At 73.9% G+C, this 20,378-nt stretch carries 18 protein-coding genes and 1 tRNA gene; 5 read left to right on the top strand and 14 right to left on the bottom strand.

All coding sequences use genetic code 11. The annotated features are described in order from the left end of the window. Positions 1–169: 169 nt before the first annotated feature. Positions 170–928, bottom strand: a complete 759-nt coding sequence (locus ACFYR0_RS16030; RefSeq protein WP_389327312.1) for an RDD family protein — start codon at positions 926–928, stop codon at positions 170–172. A gap of 119 nt (positions 929–1,047) precedes the next feature. Then, the gene (locus ACFYR0_RS16025; RefSeq protein ID WP_389327309.1) at positions 1,048–2,499 is read right to left on the bottom strand and encodes an RDD family protein; all 1,452 of its coding nucleotides are present in this window, start codon (positions 2,497–2,499) and stop codon (positions 1,048–1,050) included. A 255-nt stretch (positions 2,500–2,754) separates the two neighbouring features. Between ACFYR0_RS16025 and ACFYR0_RS16020 the strand changes: the two genes are divergently transcribed. Beyond that, entirely contained in the window at positions 2,755–3,231 is a 477-nt protein-coding gene (locus tag ACFYR0_RS16020; protein ID WP_389327306.1) for an SsgA family sporulation/cell division regulator, read from the top strand. Positions 3,232–3,269: 38 nt separating this feature from the next. Here ACFYR0_RS16020 and ACFYR0_RS16015 read toward each other — a convergent pair whose 3' ends face one another. After that, a complete protein-coding gene (locus ACFYR0_RS16015) occupies positions 3,270–4,676 on the bottom strand; it encodes an FAD-binding oxidoreductase (RefSeq protein ID WP_389327303.1) in 1,407 nt (468 codons plus the stop codon). A 92-nt stretch (positions 4,677–4,768) separates the two neighbouring features. On the opposite strand from ACFYR0_RS16015, the gene ACFYR0_RS16010 reads away from it, so the two are divergent. Beyond that, positions 4,769–6,322, top strand: a complete 1,554-nt coding sequence (locus tag ACFYR0_RS16010) for a tetratricopeptide repeat protein (protein ID WP_389327300.1) — start codon at positions 4,769–4,771, stop codon at positions 6,320–6,322. 52 nt (positions 6,323–6,374) lie between these two features. Here ACFYR0_RS16010 and hppD read toward each other — a convergent pair whose 3' ends face one another. Beyond that, positions 6,375–7,520 carry a 4-hydroxyphenylpyruvate dioxygenase gene (hppD, locus tag ACFYR0_RS16005; RefSeq protein ID WP_389327297.1) on the bottom strand — a complete coding sequence of 382 codons (1,146 nt, stop codon included), beginning with the start codon at positions 7,518–7,520 and terminating at the stop codon, positions 6,375–6,377. 122 nt (positions 7,521–7,642) lie between these two features. On the opposite strand from hppD, the gene ACFYR0_RS16000 reads away from it, so the two are divergent. Both ACFYR0_RS16000 and ACFYR0_RS15995 read left to right on the top strand, forming a co-directional pair. Then, entirely contained in the window at positions 7,643–8,149 is a 507-nt protein-coding gene (locus ACFYR0_RS16000; RefSeq protein WP_389327294.1) for an Lrp/AsnC family transcriptional regulator, read from the top strand. A 130-nt stretch (positions 8,150–8,279) separates the two neighbouring features. After that, the gene (locus ACFYR0_RS15995; protein ID WP_389327291.1) at positions 8,280–8,486 is read left to right on the top strand and encodes a hypothetical protein; all 207 of its coding nucleotides are present in this window, start codon (positions 8,280–8,282) and stop codon (positions 8,484–8,486) included. Between the two features lie 60 nt (positions 8,487–8,546). Here ACFYR0_RS15995 and ACFYR0_RS15990 read toward each other — a convergent pair whose 3' ends face one another. The 6 genes from ACFYR0_RS15990 to ACFYR0_RS15965 all read right to left on the bottom strand — a co-directional run bounded on the left by ACFYR0_RS15990 (position 8,547) and on the right by ACFYR0_RS15965 (position 14,456). Further along, positions 8,547–9,338, bottom strand: coding sequence for a S16 family serine protease (locus ACFYR0_RS15990; protein ID WP_389327288.1), 792 nt, complete (start codon positions 9,336–9,338; stop codon positions 8,547–8,549). A 42-nt stretch (positions 9,339–9,380) separates the two neighbouring features. Next, positions 9,381–10,022 (bottom strand): IclR family transcriptional regulator, encoded by a 642-nt coding sequence (locus ACFYR0_RS15985; RefSeq protein ID WP_386379735.1) that lies wholly within the window; start codon positions 10,020–10,022, stop codon positions 9,381–9,383. 453 nt (positions 10,023–10,475) lie between these two features. Next, the gene (locus tag ACFYR0_RS15980) at positions 10,476–12,275 is read right to left on the bottom strand and encodes a DEAD/DEAH box helicase (protein ID WP_389327285.1); all 1,800 of its coding nucleotides are present in this window, start codon (positions 12,273–12,275) and stop codon (positions 10,476–10,478) included. A gap of 113 nt (positions 12,276–12,388) precedes the next feature. Continuing rightward, complete coding sequence (locus ACFYR0_RS15975; RefSeq protein WP_389327282.1) at positions 12,389–12,760, bottom strand: type II toxin-antitoxin system death-on-curing family toxin; 372 nt, start codon at positions 12,758–12,760, stop codon at positions 12,389–12,391. Beyond that, positions 12,760–12,957, bottom strand: coding sequence for a hypothetical protein (locus ACFYR0_RS15970; RefSeq protein WP_389327279.1), 198 nt, complete (start codon positions 12,955–12,957; stop codon positions 12,760–12,762). Before ACFYR0_RS15970 ends, ACFYR0_RS15975 begins: the two co-directional genes overlap by 1 nt. A 32-nt stretch (positions 12,958–12,989) precedes the next feature. Continuing rightward, complete coding sequence (locus tag ACFYR0_RS15965; protein ID WP_389327276.1) at positions 12,990–14,456, bottom strand: MFS transporter; 1,467 nt, start codon at positions 14,454–14,456, stop codon at positions 12,990–12,992. A 236-nt stretch (positions 14,457–14,692) separates the two neighbouring features. Between ACFYR0_RS15965 and ACFYR0_RS15960 the strand changes: the two genes are divergently transcribed. After that, a tRNA-Cys gene (locus ACFYR0_RS15960) sits at positions 14,693–14,767 on the top strand. A 70-nt stretch (positions 14,768–14,837) separates the two neighbouring features. Here the strand turns inward: ACFYR0_RS15960 and ACFYR0_RS15955 are convergent. From ACFYR0_RS15955 to ACFYR0_RS15940, 4 genes are all read right to left on the bottom strand, one after another. Then, positions 14,838–15,359 (bottom strand): SUKH-4 family immunity protein, encoded by a 522-nt coding sequence (locus ACFYR0_RS15955; RefSeq protein WP_389327273.1) that lies wholly within the window; start codon positions 15,357–15,359, stop codon positions 14,838–14,840. Between the two features lie 124 nt (positions 15,360–15,483). Next, on the bottom strand, positions 15,484–17,793 hold the full coding sequence (locus tag ACFYR0_RS15950) for a xanthine dehydrogenase family protein molybdopterin-binding subunit (RefSeq protein ID WP_389327270.1): 2,310 nt from the start codon (positions 17,791–17,793) through the stop codon (positions 15,484–15,486). Next, positions 17,790–19,400, bottom strand: coding sequence for a 2Fe-2S iron-sulfur cluster-binding protein (locus ACFYR0_RS15945; RefSeq protein WP_389327267.1), 1,611 nt, complete (start codon positions 19,398–19,400; stop codon positions 17,790–17,792). Before ACFYR0_RS15945 ends, ACFYR0_RS15950 begins: the two co-directional genes overlap by 4 nt. Continuing rightward, positions 19,397–20,290 (bottom strand): FAD binding domain-containing protein, encoded by an 894-nt coding sequence (locus tag ACFYR0_RS15940; protein WP_386379743.1) that lies wholly within the window; start codon positions 20,288–20,290, stop codon positions 19,397–19,399. Before ACFYR0_RS15940 ends, ACFYR0_RS15945 begins: the two co-directional genes overlap by 4 nt. Positions 20,291–20,378 lie beyond the last annotated feature (88 nt).

Here is a 20,378-nt window from a genome sequence, read left to right as displayed (position 1 = left end):
CCCCCACTCGCCGCACCGGGCACCAGCCCGAGTACGTCCGGTAGGAGGGCTTGCACCCGGCACTCCCCCAGAGGGGGAACCCCAGAGCACGCACCTGACGTCGTAGGGCCGCCCTCCGGGCGACGACGGGAGTCCGACGACAGGACCTAGCACGTGCCCGGCCCCGCGCTCAGCGGGTGCTCACGACCACCGTCTTGGCCGCCTTGTCGTGCAGACCCTGTTTGTACGGCTTGTCGAAGAAGCTCCAGCCGCCGCAGACCACGGTCCACAGACACGCGCAGCAGAACGCGAACGGGATCCACAGCACCGCCGCGCGCAGGAACGAGGTCTGCGTCGAGGGTGTCGCCCCGTTGTCGAGGTTGCCGACCCGCATGCCGAGCCACTTCTTGCCGAGCGTCTGGCCGGTCCTGGCGATCATGAAGGTGTCGTACGCGATGTAGAGGACCGCGGCAACGAGGGACTGCGCGAGGGACTGGCCGATGTTGACGTCGTCGGCGTCCACGTCGAAGTTGTCCACGCCGAAGCCCCAGGTGAGCAGCCCCACCACGATGCCCACGAGGATCATGTCGATGATCCGGGCGAGGGTGCGCCTGCCGCTGTCGGCGAGCGGGGGCATCCCGGCGAGCGGGTCGGCGGCGTAGTCGCCCCCGCCGTAAGGGCCGCCGCCGTAGGGCGGCTGACCGCCGTAGGGGCCGCCGCCCGGGGGGCCGTAGGGGCCACCGCCCGGCGGGGGCTCACCGCCCGGGGGCGGGGGGCCTCCGGGCGGCGGGGGGCCTCCGGGCGGCGGGGGGCCTCCAGGGGGCGGTGCGCCGCCTTCCGGGGGCGTGCCGTGGGGCGAGCCCGACCCTTCTCCGGGGGGCGGCTGCTTCCTGAACGGGTCGTCGTCCGGCGGCTGGCCGCCGGGGCCGGGAGGCGGTTCGGTGCTCATGGCCCGAGTGGACCGCGACGGCCCCGGCCGCGCATCCGGCGCGCGGCCGTCCGGAGTAGCGGTACGTCAGCCTCCGCTCCGGCGGCCGACGTTCGTCCGCCTCGTCCGCCCCGCCGGGGTCAGCCCGCCACGAACGTGTGGGCCGCCTTGTCGTGCCAGCACTGGCGCCACGGCCGGTCGAACAGGCACCACAGGACGCCGATGACCCCGAAGAGGAGCAGTCCGGGCACGCTGTACACGAGCCAGCGGCGCAGCGCGGCGCCGAAGCCCGGGGGTTCGTGGCCCTCGATGTCCCGGACGTCCAGGCCGAGTGCCTTCTTGCCGAGCGTGCGGCCCCACCTGGCGGTGGGCAGGGCCTCGTAGAGGACGCCGGCCAGCAGCAGGACGGCCAGCACGATGCCGAGGTACACCGAGGTGGTGCCGTCCAGCAGCCAGACGGTGACGGTCTCGCCGGACTGCCTGGCCTCGTCGATCTTGCCCTGGAGGTGGTCCAGCGCCTTGGTGCCGAGCGGTACGGCGGCCGCCGCGGTGATGCCCAGGACGACGACGGAGTCGATCAGCCGCGCGGCCAGGCGCTTGCCGAGCCCGGCCGGGCGGGCCTCGGCCTGCCGCCGTGCCGCCGCCTGGAACACGTCGTCCACCGGCGGCTTCCAGGGCGCCACGGGCTGGTCGTCGCCGGTGCCGCCCGCGAGCCGGTGCACCTGCTGGGCCCAGGAGGACTGGCCGCCGCCGGGGCCGCTGGTGAGCGGGGTGCCGGACGCCGGGGCGGCCGCCTGCGAGGGCACGCCGGGGGCGGCCTGGCCGGGGGCGGCGGGCGGCGCCGCGGAAGACGCGGAGGGCGCTGCGGCCGACGGGGCGTCGGCGGCCGGGGGCGCGGTCACGGAGGGCACGGCCGACGCGGCGGAGGCCTGGGCCCGGTCGGCGGCGGCCTTACCGGCTCCGAAGCCCGGTGCGCCCGCGGCCGGCGGGGAGACGGCCCGGAAGGTCATGGTGCCCTCGTCGGCGGGCGCCGCGGAGGCGGCTGCACCGGCGTCCGCGCCCTGCGCCGGGGCCCCGGCGGCACCGCCCGCGAAGGCCGGGCCGCCCCCGGACGCGGGCGTCTCGGCGTCGGCCGCCGGGCGGCGGAAGACGAAGGTCCCCGGCTCGGCGGCCGGCGGTTCGGCCGTGACCCTGGGGTCGGCCACGGGGGCGCCCCAGGACACGCGGCGGTCCTGGCCGCCGCCGAACCCGGACTGCCGGGAGCGGTCGGCGCCCCACGCGGAGGCCGGCTCGGGAGCGCTGCCGTACGGCTCGCCCGAGGCGGCCGCGGCGCCGAACGCCCCGCCGGGCTGCGGGTCCTCGTCGAAGAAGTACGGCCCGGTCTCCTCCACCGAGGGGGCGGCGGCGGGCTGGGGCACCGGGGCCGTGGCCGGCGGCGGGTCGAGCGGCGCGCCGTCGGACGGCGCGGGCCGGCTCGTGCCGGGCACCCAGGCGGAACCGTTCCAGTACCGGACATATCCGGGGATGGACGGGTCCGGGTAATAGCCTTCGCGGGGCCGGTCGTCGCCGGGGGTCGGGGTTGGGGCGCTCATGTCCGTCGTCCCGTATCTGCTCGGGGGTCGTATGGGGTCCTCCACATCTACCAGACCGGCGCATCCGACAGGGCCTGTCCGGCGGTACCCACCCCTATCCGGGCAACGGTGTGCGCCCCCCCCTCCACGCGGGCCGGAAAAGATTTCCCGGAACCCGCGTAATGCTCCGGGCCCACCCCGCTCTCCCTTCGTACGGGCCCGCCCCCAGGCCCGCGACAGAGCCGTACGACAGACCTGCAGGAGAGAGGAACGGCCATGCATCACACCGTCGTCGAGCGCGAGCTGGAGCTCAGGCTCATCCTGTCGCCCGAGCGCGGCATCGCGGTCCCGGCCCGGCTGGGCTACCGCACCGACGACCCCTTCGCCGTGCACGTCGCCTTCCACACCAACTCCGAGCAGCCGGTGAACTGGACGTTCGCCCGTGAGCTGCTGGTGGAGGGCGTGTTCCGGCCGTGCGGGCACGGGGACGTGCGGGTGTGGCCGACCAAGGTGGAGGGGCGCAGCGTGGTGCTGATGGCGCTGAGTTCGCCCGACGGCGACGCGCTGCTGGAGGCGCCCGCCGCGCAGGTGTCGGCCTGGCTGGAGCGCACCCTGCGGGTGGTGCCGCCCGGCTCCGAGGCCGAGCAGCTCGGCATCGACGACGGCCTCGCCGAGCTGCTCGCCCCTCTTCCGGCCGACGACCTGTGGCTGCGCGACCCCTGGCCGTCGGACGAGTCGAAGGACGGGGAGTGAGCCGCGGCGGTCCGTCGGGACGGCGGGCCGGGGCCGCGTCAGAACAGCTTGCCGGGGTTGAGGATGCCGAGGGGGTCGAAGACCTGCTTGATCTGCCGCTGCATCTCCACCCCCACGGGCCCGATCTCGCGGGCCAGCCATTCCTTCTTCAGGACGCCCACGCCGTGTTCGCCGGTGATCGTGCCGCCGAGTTCCAGGCCGAGGGCCATGATCTCGTCGAAGGACTCGCGGGCGCGCCGGGACTCGTCGGGGTCCCGTGCGTCGAAGCAGACGGTGGGGTGGGTGTTGCCGTCGCCCGCGTGGGCGCAGACCCCGATGGTGAGGGCGTACTTCCCGGCGATGCGCTCGACGCCCTCCAGCATGTCGCCGAGCCTGGAACGGGGCACGCAGACGTCGTCGATCATCGTGGTGCCCTTGACCGCCTCCAGCGCGGTCAGCGACAGCCGGCGCGCCTTGAGCAGCAGTTCGGACTCGGCGGTGTCGTCGGCGGGGACGACCTCGGTGGCGCCGGCCGCCGCGCACAGTTCGCCGACGGCGGCGAGATCGGCGGCCGGGTCGGGCGTGTCGAAGGCGCACAGCAGCAGCGCCTCGGTGGTGTCGGGCAGGCCCATGTGGGCGAGGTCGTTGACCGCCTTGACGGTCGTACGGTCCATCAGTTCGAGGAGGGACGGGACGTGCCCGCCGGCCATGATCCGGCACACGGCGTCGCAGGCGGCCGCGGCCGAGGCGAACTCGGCGGCCAGCACCAGCTGCGGCGGCGGCAGCGGCCTGAGCGCCAGGGTGGCCCGGACGACGACGCCGAGGGAGCCCTCGGAGCCGACGAAGAGGCGGGTGAGGTCGTATCCGGCGACGCCCTTGGCGGTGCGGCGGCCGGTGCTCATCAGCCGTCCGTCGGCGAGGACGACGTCCAGGCCGAGGACGTACTCGGCGGTCACGCCGTACTTCACGCAGCACAGGCCGCCGGAGGCGGTGCCGATGTTGCCGCCGATGGTGCACTGCTCCCAGCTGGAGGGGTCCGGCGGATAGGCGAGGCCGTGCTCGGCGACCGCGCGGGACAGCGCGGCGTTGACGACGCCCGGTTCGACGACGGCGACGCGGTCGACCGGGTTGATCTCGAGGATGCGGTCCATCCTGGTCAGGGACAGCACCACACAGCCGTCGGTGGCGTTGGCGCCGCCGGACAGGCCGGTGCGGGCGCCCTGCGGGACGACCGGGACGCGCAGCGCGGTGGCGGTGCGCAGGACGTGCTGGACCTCCTCGACCGTGCGCGGCAGGACCACCGCGGCGGGGGCACCGGCCGCGCAGAAGCTCGCCATGTCGTTGGCGTAGGAGGCGGTGACGTCGGGGTCGGTCAGGACGGCCTCGGACGGGAGGCCCGCGAGCAGCCGGTCGGTGAGGCTGCCCCGCGCCTCGTCGGGCGCGGCTTCGATACGGCTCATGATCACAGCGTGTCACCCGGGGCCATCGGTGTGAACCCCGTGGCCGCCGTCCTTGGGCCGCCCGGACGCGGTGGTCGTACTGACGCACAGTGAGCGCCATGGAGAGCGAGGAGCGCCGCGAGGGCCGGCCGGACAGCGACGACAACCGTGCGGGCGGGGCGAACCCCCGGGGCCCGAGGGGCGCGGGGCTCAGGCGCCTGCTGCGGCGGCCCCTCACGAGAGGGATCCTGGTCGGCGCGATCGTCGGGTGTCTCGCGGTCGGCGCCATGGTGCTGCTGGCGCCGGAGGACGGGCGGGACGGCGCCGAGGGGTCGCCGGGGCCGGAGGCGCTGGCGCGTACGGCGGTGGCCGCCGGGGTGCCGGCCTCGCTGCCGGATCTGGCGGCCCTGATCACCGACCGTGAGGAGCATGTCCGCGACCACCCGCAGGACGCCGAGTCGTGGGCGGTGCTCGGGGCGGCCTACGTCGAGCGGGGGCGGCGGCTCGCGGACGCCGAGGCCTATCCGCGCGCGGAGCGGGCGCTGCGGACCTCGCTGCGCGCCGGGCGCAGTGCGCAGGCGCTGGAGGGCATGGCGGTGCTGGCGAACGCCCGCCGCGACTACCGGGCGGCGCGGGGCTGGGCCGAGGCCGCGCTGGGGAAGGACGGCCGGCGCTGGACGGCGTACGGGCCGCTGATCGAGGCGTGCACGGGGCTGAACGACGAGAAGGGGGCGCAGCGGGCCCTCGACCGGCTGCTGGAGCTGCGTTCGGGCCCGGCCGTGCAGGCCCGCGCGGCGGCGCTGTACCGCGACCAGGGCCGACGGGAGGACGCGGCGGCGGCCCTGTCGGACGCGGCCGCGGCGGCACGCACCCCGGCGGAGCGGGCGGCCTGGCTGGAGCGGGGCGGGCAGCTGGCGTGGGAGCGCGGGGAGCGCGAGGCGGCGCTGCGGCACTTCCAGGAGGCGCTGCGCACCGACCCCGACCAGCGGGCCGCGCAGGCGGGACAGGGCAGGGCGCTCGCGGCGCTGGGCCGGACGACGGAGGCGCTGAGTGCCTACCGGACGGCGCTGGAGAAGCGGCCGGAGCCGCAGTACGCGCTGGAGCTGGGCGAGCTGTACGAGTCGCTGGGGCTCGGGCAGCCGGCGCGGGTGCAGTACGACCTGCTGCGCGAGCGGGTGCGGACGATGGCCGCGGGCGGGGTGGACGAGTCGCTGGTGCTCGGCCTGTTCGAGGCCGATCACGGTGATCCGGCGGAGGCGGTGCGGCGGCTGCGGGCGGAGTGGAAGCGGCAGCCGGGCATCGCGGTGGCGGACGCGCTGGGCTGGGCGCTGCACCGGGCCGGGAACGACGAGGAGGCGCTGCGGTTCGCCGTGCGGGCGACGGACGAGGTGCACGGCGGCGGGGTGCGCAGCGCCCTGTACGCCTTCCACCGCGGGATGATCGAGCGGGACCTGGAGCTGTCCGGTCCCGCCCGGCGGCATCTTCAGGAGGCCCTGCGGATCAACCCGTACTTCTCGCCGCTCCAGGCGCCGGTGGCCCGCCGCGCGCTGAACGCGCTGGGCGAGCCGCCGGCGGTGCCGCTGCCCGAGATGTCCGAGGACACGGCGGACATGGAGGGTCCGGAAGGTCCGGAGGATCCGGAGGGGTCGCAGGAGTTGGAGGGGTCCGAGTAGGGCCTCGCGGTCCTGCGACAGGTCTCCTACGGCAGGTCCCCTACGGCAGGTCCTAGAGGTTGCCGCGCTTGGCCTGCTCGCGCTCGATCGCCTCGAACAGGGCCTTGAAGTTGCCCTTGCCGAAGCCCATGGAGCCGTGCCGCTCGATGAGCTCGAAGAACACGGTCGGACGGTCCTGGACCGGCTTGGTGAAGATCTGGAGCAGGTAGCCGTCCTCGTCGCGGTCGGCGAGGATCTTCAGCTCGCGCAGCGTCTCGATCGGCACGCGGGTGTCGCCGACCCACTCGCCGAGGGTGTCGTAGTACGAGTCCGGGGTGTCGAGGAACTGGACCCCGGCCGCGCGCATGGTGCGCACGGTCGCGACGATGTCGTTGGTGTTCAGCGCGATGTGCTGGACGCCGGCGCCGCCGTAGAACTCCAGGTACTCGTCGATCTGGGACTTCTTCTTGGCGATGGCGGGCTCGTTGATCGGGAACTTGACCTTGAGCGTGCCGTCGGCGACGACCTTGGACATCAGCGCGCTGTACTCGGTGGCGATGTCGTCGCCCACGAACTCCTTCATGTTCGTGAAGCCCATGACCTTGTTGTAGAAGCCGACCCACTCGTTCATGCGGCCGAGTTCCACGTTGCCGACGCAGTGGTCGACGGCCTGGAAGGTGCGCTGGGCGGGCGGCTCGACGATCGGCTTGGCGGCGACGTAGCCGGGCAGGTAGGGGCCGTCGTAGCCGGAGCGGTCGACCAGGGTGTGCCGGGTCTGGCCGTAGGTGGCGATGGCGGCGAGGACGACGGTGCCGTGCTCGTCCTTCACCTCGTACGGCTCGGCGACCGAGGTCGCGCCGTGCTCGATGGCGTAGGCGTAGGCGGCGCGGGCGTCCGGGACCTCGATGGCGAGGTCGACGACGCCGTCGCCGTGCTCGGCGACATGGGCGGCCAGGAAGCGGCCCCAGTCGGTGGAGGGCCTGATGACCGAGGTGAGCACGAAACGGGCGGAGCCGTTCTCCAGGACGTAGGCGGCGGTCTCCCGGCTGCCGTTCTCCGGTCCGGAGTACGCGACCAGCTTCATGCCGAAGGCCGTGGAGTAGTAGTGCGCCGCCTGCTTGGCGTTGCCCACGGCGAAGACGACCGCGTCCATTCCCTTGACCGGGAAGGGATCGGCCTGCCGGGCGGTGTCGGGAGTGTGGTGAGTGGTCTGCGTCATAGCGGAAGGGTCGCTCCGCTCTGCAAGGTGCGCAATAGTTTCGTTTTTCACTGCACAATCTGTGCAGTGACAGCAGGGTGCAGTCGAGCTTTCTGTACAGGATGACCATCCGGGAGACGGGTATGACGATCGATCATCTGGACGGGCGCATCATCGTGCTGCTGGCGCGCGAGCCGCGCATCGGGGTGCTGGAGATGTCGCGGCGGCTCGGCGTGGCGCGCGGCACGGCGCAGGCACGGCTGGACCGGCTCACGTCGAACGGAGTCATCCGGGGATTCGGCCCCGACGTCGATCCGGCGGCGCTCGGCTACCCGGTCACCGCGTTCGCCACGCTGCAGATCCGACAGGGCCAGGGAGCCGACGTCCGGGCGCACCTGGCGACGGTCCCGGAGGTGCTGGAACTGCACACCACGACGGGCACCGGGGACATGCTGTGCCGGCTCGTGGCGCGCTCGAACGCCGATCTCCAGCGTGTGATCGACCGGGTCGTCGGTTTCGACGGGATCGTCCGGGCCTCCACCGCGATCGTGATGGAGAACCCTGTGCCGCTGCGGGTGATCCCGCTCGTCGAGCAGGCCGCTCAGGCGGCACGGGCCGCGCAGGACCGGGAGGGACCGACGCGACCGTGAGGTGAGCGCGCTGGAACTTCCGGGAGTACCTCGGCAGCTACCGCCGGCAACTGCTGTTCGACGCCTGTCGGCACGCCGGACTCGTCTTCCAGTGCATGGTGGTGGCGACCGCGATCGGGGTGCTGACGCGGTGCTCACCGACGACGCCGGGCTGGCCGTGGTGACCGGGCAGCGCGGGGAGTACACCGGCGTCGTCCACAGGGAGACGCTGATGAACTCCGTGCGGGAACTGCTGGAGGCGGACCGGCTCGAGGCCCTGGGGCACCAGCACGAGCTGGAGGAGCCGCCGTCCGGGCGCACCCACGCCGAGGGCGACAAAGGGGAGAAGAAGGCGTGAGCGCGCTCGAGCTGGAGGAGCGGGAAGAGGGGTTCGTGACCGGAGCGCCGAGTCCGCGGTTCAGCAGCCCGGGACGGTGCCCTTGCCCGACTCCAGGGCCACCAGGGCGTCCACCGCGCCCTTCAGGGTCGTCACGGGGATCAGCCGGAGGCCCTTCGGCAGCTCCGACTTCGCGTCCGAGCACTCCGCCTTCGGCACCAGGAACACCGTCGCCCCGTCGCGCCGCGCGGCCTGGGTCTTCAGGGCCACGCCGCCGACCGCGCCGACCTTTCCGTCCGGGTCGATGGTGCCGGTGCCGGCGATGGTGCGGCCGCCGGTGAGATCGCCGCCGCTGCCGTCGCCGTTCAGCTTGTCGACGACGCCCAGCGAGAACAGCAGCCCCGCGCTGGGGCCGCCGACGTCGGCGAGCTTCAGGGTGACCTTGACCTGGTCCGGGTCCAGCTCGAGATAGTTCAGGGCGGCCTGGGCGGCGTCGTCCTGGGACTCCTTCATCTGCTGGGTGTTGTGCCGCTCGATCTCCTCGACCGTGTCACCGGTCGGGTACACCGAGTCCAGCGGCATGACCGCCTTGTCGGTGGCGAACCAGCTGTCGAGCACGTCCGGCAGCGAGACCCGGGCGTCCGGGCTGGTCGCCTCGATGGTCGTCATCCGCAGCTGCCCGGTGGTGGGCCGGGTCGGGGCCCCGGAGACCGTGATCACCGGGGTTCCCTGGTTCTCGCCCAGCACGTTCGCCGTCAGGCCCGGCTGCGCCACCGCGAACGGCAGCGGCGCGAACACCGCCGTGGCGATGAGGGCCACGACGGGCACGGCACAGACGGCGACGGCCCGGGGGCGCGTGAGACGAGAGAGCACGGGGTCAATCTAACGTGGCCGCCGGGACGCGCCGTGCCGCCCTCAGCGCAGCGCTTCCGCGACCTCCCGGGCCGCCTCTACGACCCGTGGCCCGACCCGCTCCGGCACGGCGTCGGCCAGCATGACCACGCCGACGCTGCCCTCGACGCCGGTCACCCCGAGCAGGGGCGCGGCCGCGCCGCTGGCACCGGCCTCCAGTTCGCCGTGGGTGAGGGTGTACCCGGGGTCCTCGTAGGGGCTCAGCCGGGCGGAGATGATCGCCTTGCCGGCGGCCCCCCGGTCCAGCGGGTGGCGGAACCCGGCCCGGTAGGCCACGTGGTAGTCCGTCCAGGTCGGCTCGACCACGGCGACGGCGAGCGCCTCCGCCCCGTCGACCAGCGTCAGATGCGCGGTCGCGCCTATGTCCTCGGCCAGCGAGCGCAGCGACGGCAGCGCGGCCTCCCGCACCAGCGGGTGCACCTGCCGTCCCAGTCCCAGCACACCGAGTCCGACACGGGCACGCCCGCCGAGATCACGCCGTACGAGCGCGTGCTGTTCCAGGGTGGCCAGCAAGCGGTACACGACGGTCCGGTTGACGCCGAGTTTGTTGGAGAGTTCGGTCACCGTCAGGCCGTGGTCCGTGTCGGCCAGCAGTTTGAGGACTCTGAGTCCCCGGTCGAGCGTCTGAGAGGTCTCCGCGGTCACGACGCCCACTCCTTAGTGGTGAGGTCGGCGGCCCCTCGCGGCGGATGCGTCATGGAGTCCCGTCCAGCGACGCGCGTCAGAGGCCGCCGATCGGCGGACGGCCCGGCTTGTCCGGGCCCAGTCGCTTCACGGCTGCGCTCCGCGGCGGCGCTGCCACGGGGCGTGTGCGTAGCGGGACATTAATGGAGCGGGTTCGCTGAGCGGAAGGCTCCGTCCAGAATCCGGTCAGTGGCCGGGGAGGACTGCTTGCCTTTGTCCATAAAGTTCAAGAGAACCAGCGCCCCCAACGCCGTAAAGCGGCGCGGGGAACGACGCGATCAACCACCCCCAACCCGCACCCGAATTCCGACAGAACCCCACCCAGGGGCGCGGGGAACTGCGCGACAAGCCACGACGCACCCGCACATGCACCCACACCACAACAGAAACCCCGCCAAGGCACAGCGCCCAGCGTCACCGCATGCGCGTAGCCCACTCCTGCACCTTGGCGATCCGCGCCCGCAACTGCCCCGCCGTCGCCTCCGCGCTCGGCGGCCCCCCGCACACCCGCCGCAGCTCGGTGTGGATCACCCCGTGCGGCTTCCCGCTCTGATGGACGTACGCCCCGACCATCGTATTGAGCTGCTTGCGCAGCTCCATCATCTCCTTGTGGGTGACCACCGGACGCCGCTCGGCGGGCATCTCCAGCAGGTCCGCCTCGGCGTCCGGCTTCTTGCGGCTGTGCGCGATCTGCCGGGCCTGCCGCTTCTGGAGCAGCATCTGCACCTGGTCGGGTTCGAGGAGCCCCGGGATGCCGAGGTAGTCCTGCTCCTCCTCGCTGCCGGGGTGCGCCTGCATGCCGAACTCGGCGCCGTTGTACATGACCCGGTCGAAGACCGCGTCCGACTCCAGCGCCTCGAAGGGCAGCATGTCCTGCTCGCCGGTGTCCTCGTCCTTCTGCTGCTCGGCCTCCTGGAGGAGCTTGTCCTCCTCGGCGTACGGGTCCTCCTCGCCGTCCTTCTTCGGCTTGTCGAGGACGTGGTCGCGCTCGACCTCCATCTCGTGCGCGAAGGTCATCAGGTCGGGCACGGTCGGCAGGAACACCGACGCCGTCTCGCCGCGCCTGCGGGAGCGCACGAAACGCCCGACCGCCTGCGCGAAGAACAGCGGTGTGGAGATCGTCGTCGCGTAGACCCCGACCGCGAGCCGCGGCACGTCGACGCCCTCGGACACCATGCGGACGGCGACCATCCAGCGGTCGTTGTTGCCGCTGAACTGGTCGATCCGGTCCGAGGCGCCCGCGTCGTCCGACAGCACGAGGGTCGCCTTGTTTCCGGTGATCTCGCGGATCAGCTTGGCGTAGGCGCGCGCCGAGTCCTGGTCGGAGGCGATCACCAGGGCGCCCGCGTCCGGGATGGCCTTGCGCACCTCGGTCAGCCGCTGGTCGGCGGCGCGCAGCACGCTCGGCATCCACTCGCCGCGCGGGTCGAGCGCCGTGCGCCAGGCCTGGCTGATCGCGTCCTTGGTCATCGGCTCGCCGAGCCGGGCCTCGACCTCGTCGCCGGCCTTGGTCCGCCAGCGCATGTTGCCGCTGTAGGAGAGGAATATCACCGGGCGCACGACGTGGTCGGCGAGCGCCGAGCCGTAGCCGTAGGTGTAGTCGGCGGAGGAGCGCCGGATGCCGTCCTGGCCCTCCTCGTAGGCCACGAAGGGGATCGGGTTGGTGTCCGACCGGAAGGGCGTGCCGGTGAGCGCGAGCCGCCGGGTCGCCGGTTCGAACGCCTCCAGGCACGCCTCGCCCCAGGACTTGGAGTCACCGGCGTGGTGGATCTCGTCCAGGATGACGAGCGTCTTGCGCTGCTCGACGCGGTTGCGGTGCAGCATGGGCCGCACGCCGACACCGGCGTAGGTCACGGCGACGCCGTGGTAATCCTTGCCGAGCGGGCCCGCGCTGTACTCCGGGTCCAGCTTGATCCCTATCCGGGCGGCCGCCTCCGCCCACTGCTTCTTCAGGTGCTCGGTCGGCGCGACCACGGTCACCTGCTGCACGACGTGGTGGTGCAGCAGCCAGGACGCCAGCGTCAGCGCGAAGGTGGTCTTCCCGGCGCCGGGGGTGGCGACCGCGAGGAAGTCACGCGGCTGCTCCTGGAGGTACTTCTCCATCGCACCCTGCTGCCAGGCTCGCAGCTTGCTCGCGGTACCCCAGGGCGCGCGGCCGGGGAAGGCGGGTGACAGGTGGTGGGAGTGGGAGGCAGAAGCGGCGGTGGTAGTCACGGTCTCCGTACGGGGGTCGAGCTCGGCTACGTATGACAACCGGGCCACCCTACCGGCGGCCCGGCCGCGTCAACCCGCGGTCGGGGGCGCGTCACCCATGGGTGGGACAAGGGTCACAGTCGCGCGAACCGCGGCAACTGAGCGGCGATCTTCGGCACGTCGAGCGCGCCTTGGCATACGTCGAGCACGAACCGCTCGGCCTCGTCGACGTCGAAGTCCGCGTCCAGCGGGTGGCCGTTCATGTGCAGAAAGACCCAGGTCGCGTACCAGGCGATGCGCTTGTTCCCATCGACAAGGGCGTGGTTCCGGGCCAGGGACTCCATCAATGCCGCGGCCTTCTGCCACACGTCCGGGTAGGCGTCCTGTCCGAAGACACTCGACTGCGGGCGCGCGAGAGCCGAGTCCAGCAGGCCGTAGTCACGCACCTCGTCCGCCCCGAGCCGCTTCGCCAGGTTCAGCAGCTCGGGCAGGGTGAGGTAGTACATCAGGCGAGCCTCCGATTCAGCTCGCCGCTGGCCTTGAGTACGTGCTCGGCCGCCTCGTTGAACAGCCGCGCGTGTTCGTTTATGGCTGCCATCACGGCATCGTGCGCGAAGGCCTGCATGCTGCTGCCCTCAGCCGCGGCGCGCTCGCGCAGTGCATCGAGTTCTTCGTCTGTGAAACGCAGGTTCAGTCCGGCCATACTTCGACGGTACTACGTGGTACCAGCCGGTGTCAGCGGGATTCGGCCCGCAGCCGCGTGGTCACCCACGCCCCCGCCAGCGCCACCAGGGCCATCGGCAGGAACACCGCGGCGAAGGCGGCCGGGTGGGAGGCGGCGGACCCGGCCGCGGAGTGGGTGACCGTGCCGCCGCCGAGGGCCGCGAAGGCCGCGCCGCCCACGGCGAGGAGCAGGACGTTGGACAGGCCGTCGGATATCTGGAGCGCGGCGGAGTTGTGGCCGGCCTCCTCGGGGGCGGAGAGCTGGAGCAGCAGCACGCTGGTGGAGGAGAGCACCAGGCCCATGCCGAAGCAGCCGAAGCCCCAGGCGACGGCGACGGTCCACACGGGCACGGAGTCGATCAGCACGCTCGGCGCGGCGGCGATGGCCGCGGCCACCAGCACCATCCCGAGCGTGACCAGCCGCTGCCGGTACGGTTCCACGGCCGGCCGCGCCTGCACCCACGAGCCCAGCGCCCAGGTACCGCCGCCGGCCGCGAGCGAGAACCCGGCGAGCGTCGGCGACAGCCCCCGCTGGGTCACCAGCATCAGCGGCACGAACGACTCGGCGCCGATGAACGACCCCGCCGCCATGCCCCGCAGCAGCACCACGGAGGGCAGCCCCCGCGCCGCCCGGTAGGTGCCGCGCGGCAGCAGCCCGAGCACGGCCGGCACCAGCAGCGCCGCACCGATCGCCCCGGGCAGCAGCGACAGCCATCGCAGGTCCTGGGCCGCGTACTGGAGCAGCCCGGCGCCCAGCGAGATGCCGAACGCCAGCCGGATGCGCCGCCGGTCGAGGGAGCCCCGCGCACCCTCGACAACGCCAGCCTCCCCCACGGGGCCCGACGCCCTGACGCGGATCTGCGGCAGGGCCAGGGCCAGCGGGAAGACCACCAGCGCCGGGATGCCGACGAACACCCAGCGCCAGCCGAGGTGCTCGGTCACCGCGCCGGAGGCGAGGGGGCCGACGACGGACGGGACGACCCAGCTCGCCGCGAACGCCGCCATGATCGCCGGGCGCAGCCGCTCGGGGTAGGCCCGGCCCACCACGACGTACAGCGCGACGATCACCAGCCCGCCGCCGAGTCCCTGCACCGCGCGGCCGAGGATGAACTGCCACATCGCCCCGGCCGTCCCGGACAGCAGCAGCCCCGCGGCGAAGGCCGACATGCCGGTGGTCAGCGCCCCGAGGGGCCCGCGCCGGTCGGACCACTGCCCGGCCAGCACCATGCCGAACAGGCTCGTCGTGAAGTACCCGGAGAACGCGAACGCGTACAGCGACACCCCGTCCAGTTCCCGCGCGGCGACGGGCATGGCCGTCCCGACCGCGGTGGCCTCGAAGGCGATCAGCAGCACCACGGACACGATCCCGATGCTCAGCGCCCGGTAGGAGCGGCTCAGCACGCCCTCGTCCGTCGCTTCGGCCGGGGTGAGCTCAGGGGCGGGAGCGACGTCCGTGTCGCGCGGTTCCAGGGCTGTCATGGTCGTCAGCGTAAGGCCCGAATCCTGGTTTGACGCCTGTCGCGAGTCCTCCTTCGCCTCGGTCCTTGGTCGTACGACCGCCGGGCCTGCCACAGCCGCCCCGGACGCCTTTCATGAACGGCGTATGGCAGTGCTGTTGCGGCCCCGCGGGATCTCTTGAGTCCCGAACTCGCCTCGCCGTACGGTCGTTTCACCGAGTCCGGCAGGGGCCGAGAGCCCCGGACGGATTCGGCGCCGACCGTGTGCCCGAGTGGTTCAGGGAGTCGCCTGCAAAGCGACTTACGCGGGTTCGATTCCCGCCACGGTCTCCAACGCCCGGCCGCCCGTGGGGACTTCCCACGGGCCTGCCGTCGCGACGCCGCGGAGATCCGTCAGAAGACCCTAGGCCGGTCCGATGCCCGCCGAGCCCTCCAACAGCGCGCTCTCCCGGCGCACTTGCCACAGCGAGAAGGCGAGCGTGGAGACGTCGGTGGCGAGCGGGTGCAGGGTGCCCTCCGGTTCGCTCCAGTCGAGGACGGCGCCCGTGCGACCGTCCAGGACGACGCCGCTGTCCGCCGTGAGCCGCCCGAGACGGATCAGGTGAGCGACCTCACAGCCCGCTCCGGCCGGCAGGGGCAGCTCCGGGCGCTCCTCCGCGCAGTACTTCACGACCGGCGCGAGCGGTATGTCCGTGTCCAGGCGGAAGAGGAAACCCTCCTCCGGCAGCCCGGTCTCGCGCAGAAAACGGCGGGTCGGCTCGTGCGTCAGGGCCGTCGGGAAGTCGACGTCCTCGAAACGCACCACCCGGCCTCGGCCGAACTCGCGGTCCAGCAGGCGGTAGGGCAGGTCCAGCGCCAGCCCGGACCGGCCCTGTGCGAACTTCGGCGGCAGCCGCAGTGACGGCTCGCAGCTCAGCAGACTCATGATTCCCCCGTGCGTGGTCGTGCCCGGGCACGGCGGCCATCCCCGGCGGCCGCCTCGCCCACTGCCGGAAGACTACGCGCCCCCACTGACAACGCCCCGTCCCTGTGGACGACGGGGGCGCGCCTCACTGTCCGGGGACCACCACGGCCGCCTGCGGCCGGATCGGCAGCCGGTTCACGGGCCGGCCCGTGGCCGCGCGCACCGCCGCGGCGACAGCGGCCGGGGACGCCACCACCGGCACCGCGCTGACCGGCTTCGCGCCGAACGGGGCGACCACGTCCCGCTCCTCGACCAGCTTGACGATCCTGATGTCCGGGGCGTCCAGGGCCGTCGGCAGCGCGTAGCCGGTGAGGTCCGGGTGCCGGATCGTGCCGCGCGGTGTGCGCAGGTTCTCGGTGAGCGCGATGCCCACGCCCTGGGTGACCCCGGCCTCGATGCGCGCCGCGAGCTGGGCCGGGTTGAGCACCCGCCCCACGTCCTGCGCGACGGCCAGCTCCACCACCCGCACCGAGCCCAGCTCGACGTCGACGTCGACCACTGCGCGGATCGCGCAGAAGGCGAGCCCGACGAACGCGTCGCCCTGCCCCGCCTCGTCCAGCGGCTCGGTGGGATGCGGGCGGCACTGGGCGGTGGCCCAGAGCTCCTTGCCCTCCATCGCCTCCGTCACGGTGGTCGACAGGACGCCGTCGTAGGACGTGATCTTGCCGTCGGCGATCTGGAGCAGCTCGGTGGACATGCCGAACTTGTGCGCCAGCGGCTGCAGCAGCTGGGTGCGGACCATCTTGGCCGCGCGCTCCACCGCTCCGCCGGACACCCAGGTGTGGCGTCCGCGGCAGCCCGGACCGGCGGGCGGCTGGTCGGTGTCCACGGGCGCGACATGCACCTCGTCGACGCCGAGGGTCTCCTGCACGATCTGCCGGGCCAGCGTGGAGAAGCCCTGGCCGGTCTCGACGGCCGCGCAGAGCACCGTCGCGACGCCGTCGTGGACCTTCACGGTCGCCGTGGAGACCTCGTCCGCGCCCTCCGCGCCGAGCATGTGCACCATGCCCAGGCCGTAGCCCACGCCCCGGCGCACCGCGCCCGGCTCGCCCGCGCCCTCGGGGCCGCCGGGCAGCAGCCACTCGTCCTCGGGGGTGTCCTTGGGCAGCGGGGGCAGCGGGAAGTCCCGTACGGCCTGGAGGAGTTCGGCAACCGGGGCCGGGCAGGTCACGGTCTGGCCGATGGGCAGCACGTCGCCGGTGGCCAGCACGTTGCGCAGGCGCAGCTCGGCGGGGTCGACGCCGAGCTTCTTGGCGAGCTTGTCCATCTGCGCCTCGTAGGCGGCGCACACCTGCATGGCGCCCTCGCCGCGGACATGGCCCGACGGGGGGTTGTTGGTGCGGACGGCCCAGCCCTCGATGAAGGCGTTCGGGACGACGTAGGGGCCGCAGGCGAAGGAGACGGCCGCGGCGAGCGCCTCGGAGGAGGTGTCGGCGTAGGCGCCGGCGTCGAGCAGGATCTGCGCCTCGACCTTGACCAGCCTGCCCTCGGCGTCGGCGTGGTGGCGGTAGCGCAGCAGCGTGGGGTGGCGGTGGGCGTGGCCGAGGAAGGACTCCTCGCGGGTCGCCGTCAGCTTCACCGGGCAGCCGGTCCGCAGGGCGAGGAGGCCGAGCGGCAGCTGGAAGCCCTGGTCCTCGCGGTCGGCCGTGGCGCCGGGCACCCCGGTGACGACGATCTTCACCTGCTCGGGCGTGAGGCCGTAGCAGGCGGCGAGGGTGTCGCGGTCGGCGTGCGGGTCGGTGGAGGCGGTGTACAGCTCGACGCCGCCGTCCGGCCGGGGCACGGCGAGACCGGCCTCGGCGCCGATGGGGGCGGGGTCCTGGCGGCCGATGCGGTAGAGGCCCTCGACGACGATCTCGCCGTCGGCCTCCGGGTCGCCGTGGCGCAGCGGGATGTGCCGGATCAGGTTGCCGTCGGGGTGCAGCGGCTCGGCCTCGAAGGCCTGCTCGGGGTCGGTGACCGGGTCGAGCACCTCGTACTCGACGATGACGGCCGCGGCGGCCATCCGCGCGGTGTCCGGGTGGTCGGCGGCGACGGCCGCGATGGGCTCGCCGTGATGCCTGACGACCTCGGAGGCGAAGACGGGGCGGTCGGCCGTGCCGCGGCCGTGCACCGGGCTGCCGGGCACGTCCTCGTGGGTGACGACCGCGCGCACTCCGGGCATCTCGCGCGCGTGCGCGGTGTCGACGGACCTGATGCGCGCGTACGGGTGCGGGGAGCGCACCACGGCCGCCCACAGCAGGCCCTCGGCCCACAGGTCGGCCGCGTACGGGAAGGTGCCCTCGGTCTTGGCGCGCGCGTCCGCCGGGGGCAGGGAGGAGCCGAGACCGTGCGGGATCGGATCCGGGGCGGGAGCCTCCGCGGCGGTGGTCGCGGTGGCGGCATCGTTGCTCACGCCTGGCCTCCGTCCTGGCCGTGTCCGTTTCCGTACGGCTGGTCCTGCGGCCCGGGGGCCCCGAAGCCGCCCTCGAACACCGACGGGTTGACGCCGCCCGCGCCCGGTCCGGCCTGGTGGGGAATGCGTGCCTCGTCGCCGTCGTGGTCGCTGTCGGCCCCGTCGAGCGACTCGCGCTCGGCGACGACCTCCTTGACGGCGTCCAGGACGCCCCGGTAGCCGGAGCAGCGGCAGAGGTTGCCGCACAGCGCCTGGCGGGTCTCCAGCTCGGTCGGCGCCGGGTTGCCCTCCAGCAGGTCGTGCACGGTCATCGCCATGCCCGGTACGCAGAAGCCGCACTGCACGGCCCCGCAGCGGGCGAGGGCGCGCTGTACGTCGGAGGGCTGCCCGTCGGCGGCCAGCCCCTCGACGGTGCGCACCTCGCTGCCGGCCGCGGTGGCGGCGGGCACCAGGCAGGAGGCCACGAGCCGCCCGTCGACCTGCACGTTGCACGCGCCGCACTCGCCCTGCGAGCAGCCGTCCTTGGCGCCCGCGAGGCCGAGCCGCTCGCGCAGCACGTACAGCAGCGACTCGCCGATCCAGGCGTCCGTGACGGGCCGGTCGCCGCCGTTGACGCGCAGCACGTACGAGGCGAGGGGGTGCTCCTCGCCGGGGGGCGGGGGCGGTTCCGCGGCGGCGGGGTCCCCGGCGCCGGCCGGGGAGGCGTCCTCGGCCCGGGCGTCGGTGTCGTCGGGGTGCGGGTGGGCGTCCTCGGTGAGGGCCTCGGCGTCCGTGCCGGGCTCCCCGGGGGCGTGCGCGGCCGTGTGGGCCCCCGGGAGCGCCTCGGGGTCCTCGGGCGCGCCTGCGGCGGCCTCGGCGGCCGACGGGGCCTGCGGGGCCGTCTCGTGGGCCGCCGGGGCGCCCGCGCCGGTGCGGTCGGCGTGCGGGTGGTCCGGGGCGTGGCCGTCGTGCGGGTGCGGCGCGTCCGGTCCGTCGTGCGGGTGCGCGGCGTCGGGTCCGTCGGGCGCCTCGCCGGGGTAGGGCTCGGCGGCCGGGGCGTGCTGTCCGCCCCAGGTCCGGTCCTCGTCCTGCGGGGCGGCCCAGGGCGCGGACGCGCCGCCGGGGAGCGTGGCCGGGGCGGTGCCGTTCCACTGCTGGACGAGCGAGGAGGTGGTGTACTCGCCCGACTCGTCGGGCAGGTCGCCGCCCGCCACCGGGATGGACCACTGCCCGGTCACCTCGTGGCCGGGCGCGGGCTCCTGGACGGTCGTGTCCTCGAAGGTCCACTGCCCGGTCGAGCCGGGGTTGTAGGTGAACCGGTCGTCACCGGCGGTGCCCTGCTCGGGCGCGGGCCAGTGCGTGGTGTCGGCGGCCCCGGGCGGCATCGTCCAGGTGCCGGTGGACGAGGGGTCGGTGGCGGCCTCCGCGGCGGGGGCCACGGTGATCTGCGGCGGCACATAGCCGTGCCCGGGCGCGGCGAGCGGGCTGTCACCGGCGAGCAGGGCCTCGATGCCGCCCTCGGGGAGCTTCACGAAGGCGGTGGCGCCGTCGTCGTAGTCGCCCTGGGGCAGCGGGTCCCAGCGGCTCGGCTCCTGGGGCGTGCCCTCTCCGTGCTGGTCGTCGGTCACGACAGCGCCCTCCCCAGTGCTCGTCGGGCCAGCGCGGCGACGGTGCGCCGCAGATGCAGTACGGCGGGCGGGAGCGGCTGCACCGAGCCGTCCTCGGCCGGGACCGGGTCGGGGATGCAGGCCGCGGCGACGTACTCGCCGAAGGCGCCGAGCGCCTCGGGGACGATCGCGCGGTCGTTGTCCCAGTCGATGAGCTGGGCGACCCACTGCTCGGCCTCCAGCGGCCTGAGCGGCATCGGCGCTATGGCGCCCACCGCGCAGCGCACGCCCCGGCGGGCCGGGTCGAGGACCAGCGCGACGGACGCGGTGGCGCGGCCGGGGCCGGTGCGGCCGGTGGCCTTCAGGAAGACCTGGGGGGCGTGCAGGAGCGGCACGCGCACGAAGCCGATGAGTTCGCCGCCGCGCAGCATCTCCATGCCGGCCAGCAGGTGCGAGACCGGGATCTCACGGCGGGCACCGCCCGGCCCGGCGACGACGACGGTCGCCTCCAGGGCGGCCAGCACGGGCAGGGCGTCGCCGGTCGGGGCGGCGGTGGCGATGTTGCCGCCGAGGGTGCCGGCGTTGCGGATGTGCGGCGGTCCGGCCGCGCGGGCGGCGGCGGCGAGCGCCGGGATCAGCGCGGCGAAGTCGGGCCGGCCCATGCGCGCGTGCGTGAGCCCGGCGCCGAGCAGGGCGTGACCGTCCTGGTACTGCCAGCCGCGGATCTCGCTGATCCGGCCGAGGCCGACCAGCGCGGTCGGCCTGAGCTGCCCGGAGTTCACCGCGGTCATCAGATCGGTGCCGCCGGCCACGGGAACGGCCGCGGGCATGGCGGTGAGCGCCGCCACGGCCTCGTCGAGAGTCGTGGGCAGCGTGACGGCCTGCGCCGCCTGCGGTGCGTGCGTGGTCAAACCGGCTGCCCCTTCCCGCTGCCCCACCTGGTCCCACCTGTGCTGCCGTACGGTACGTGCAGACGAGGCGGACGTGGCAACTCTGGCA

This window comes from Streptomyces sp. NPDC005017 (assembly GCF_042873115.1).
Lineage (GTDB): Bacteria > Actinomycetota > Actinomycetes > Streptomycetales > Streptomycetaceae > Streptomyces.
The sequence above is the reverse complement of the archived record's forward strand: the minus strand, read 5'-3'. Positions and strand labels throughout refer to the sequence as shown.

What these genes read in the sequence shown, in the direction of transcription:
- ACFYR0_RS16030 (WP_389327312.1), bottom strand. Translation starts at nt 928, where the DNA reads ATGAGCACCGAACCGCCTCCCGGCCCCGGCGGCCAGCCGCCGGACGAC.
- ACFYR0_RS16025 (WP_389327309.1), bottom strand. Translation starts at nt 2,499, where the DNA reads ATGAGCGCCCCAACCCCGACCCCCGGCGACGACCGGCCCCGCGAAGGC.
- ACFYR0_RS16020 (WP_389327306.1), top strand. Translation starts at nt 2,755, where the DNA reads ATGCATCACACCGTCGTCGAGCGCGAGCTGGAGCTCAGGCTCATCCTG.
- ACFYR0_RS16010 (WP_389327300.1), top strand. Translation starts at nt 4,769, where the DNA reads ATGGAGAGCGAGGAGCGCCGCGAGGGCCGGCCGGACAGCGACGACAAC.
- hppD (WP_389327297.1), bottom strand. Translation starts at nt 7,520, where the DNA reads ATGACGCAGACCACTCACCACACTCCCGACACCGCCCGGCAGGCCGAT.
- ACFYR0_RS16000 (WP_389327294.1), top strand. Translation starts at nt 7,643, where the DNA reads ATGACGATCGATCATCTGGACGGGCGCATCATCGTGCTGCTGGCGCGC.
- ACFYR0_RS15975 (WP_389327282.1), bottom strand. Translation starts at nt 12,760, where the DNA reads ATGTACTACCTCACCCTGCCCGAGCTGCTGAACCTGGCGAAGCGGCTC.
- ACFYR0_RS15970 (WP_389327279.1), bottom strand. Translation starts at nt 12,957, where the DNA reads ATGGCCGGACTGAACCTGCGTTTCACAGACGAAGAACTCGATGCACTG.
- ACFYR0_RS15965 (WP_389327276.1), bottom strand. Translation starts at nt 14,456, where the DNA reads ATGACAGCCCTGGAACCGCGCGACACGGACGTCGCTCCCGCCCCTGAG.
- ACFYR0_RS15955 (WP_389327273.1), bottom strand. Translation starts at nt 15,359, where the DNA reads ATGAGTCTGCTGAGCTGCGAGCCGTCACTGCGGCTGCCGCCGAAGTTC.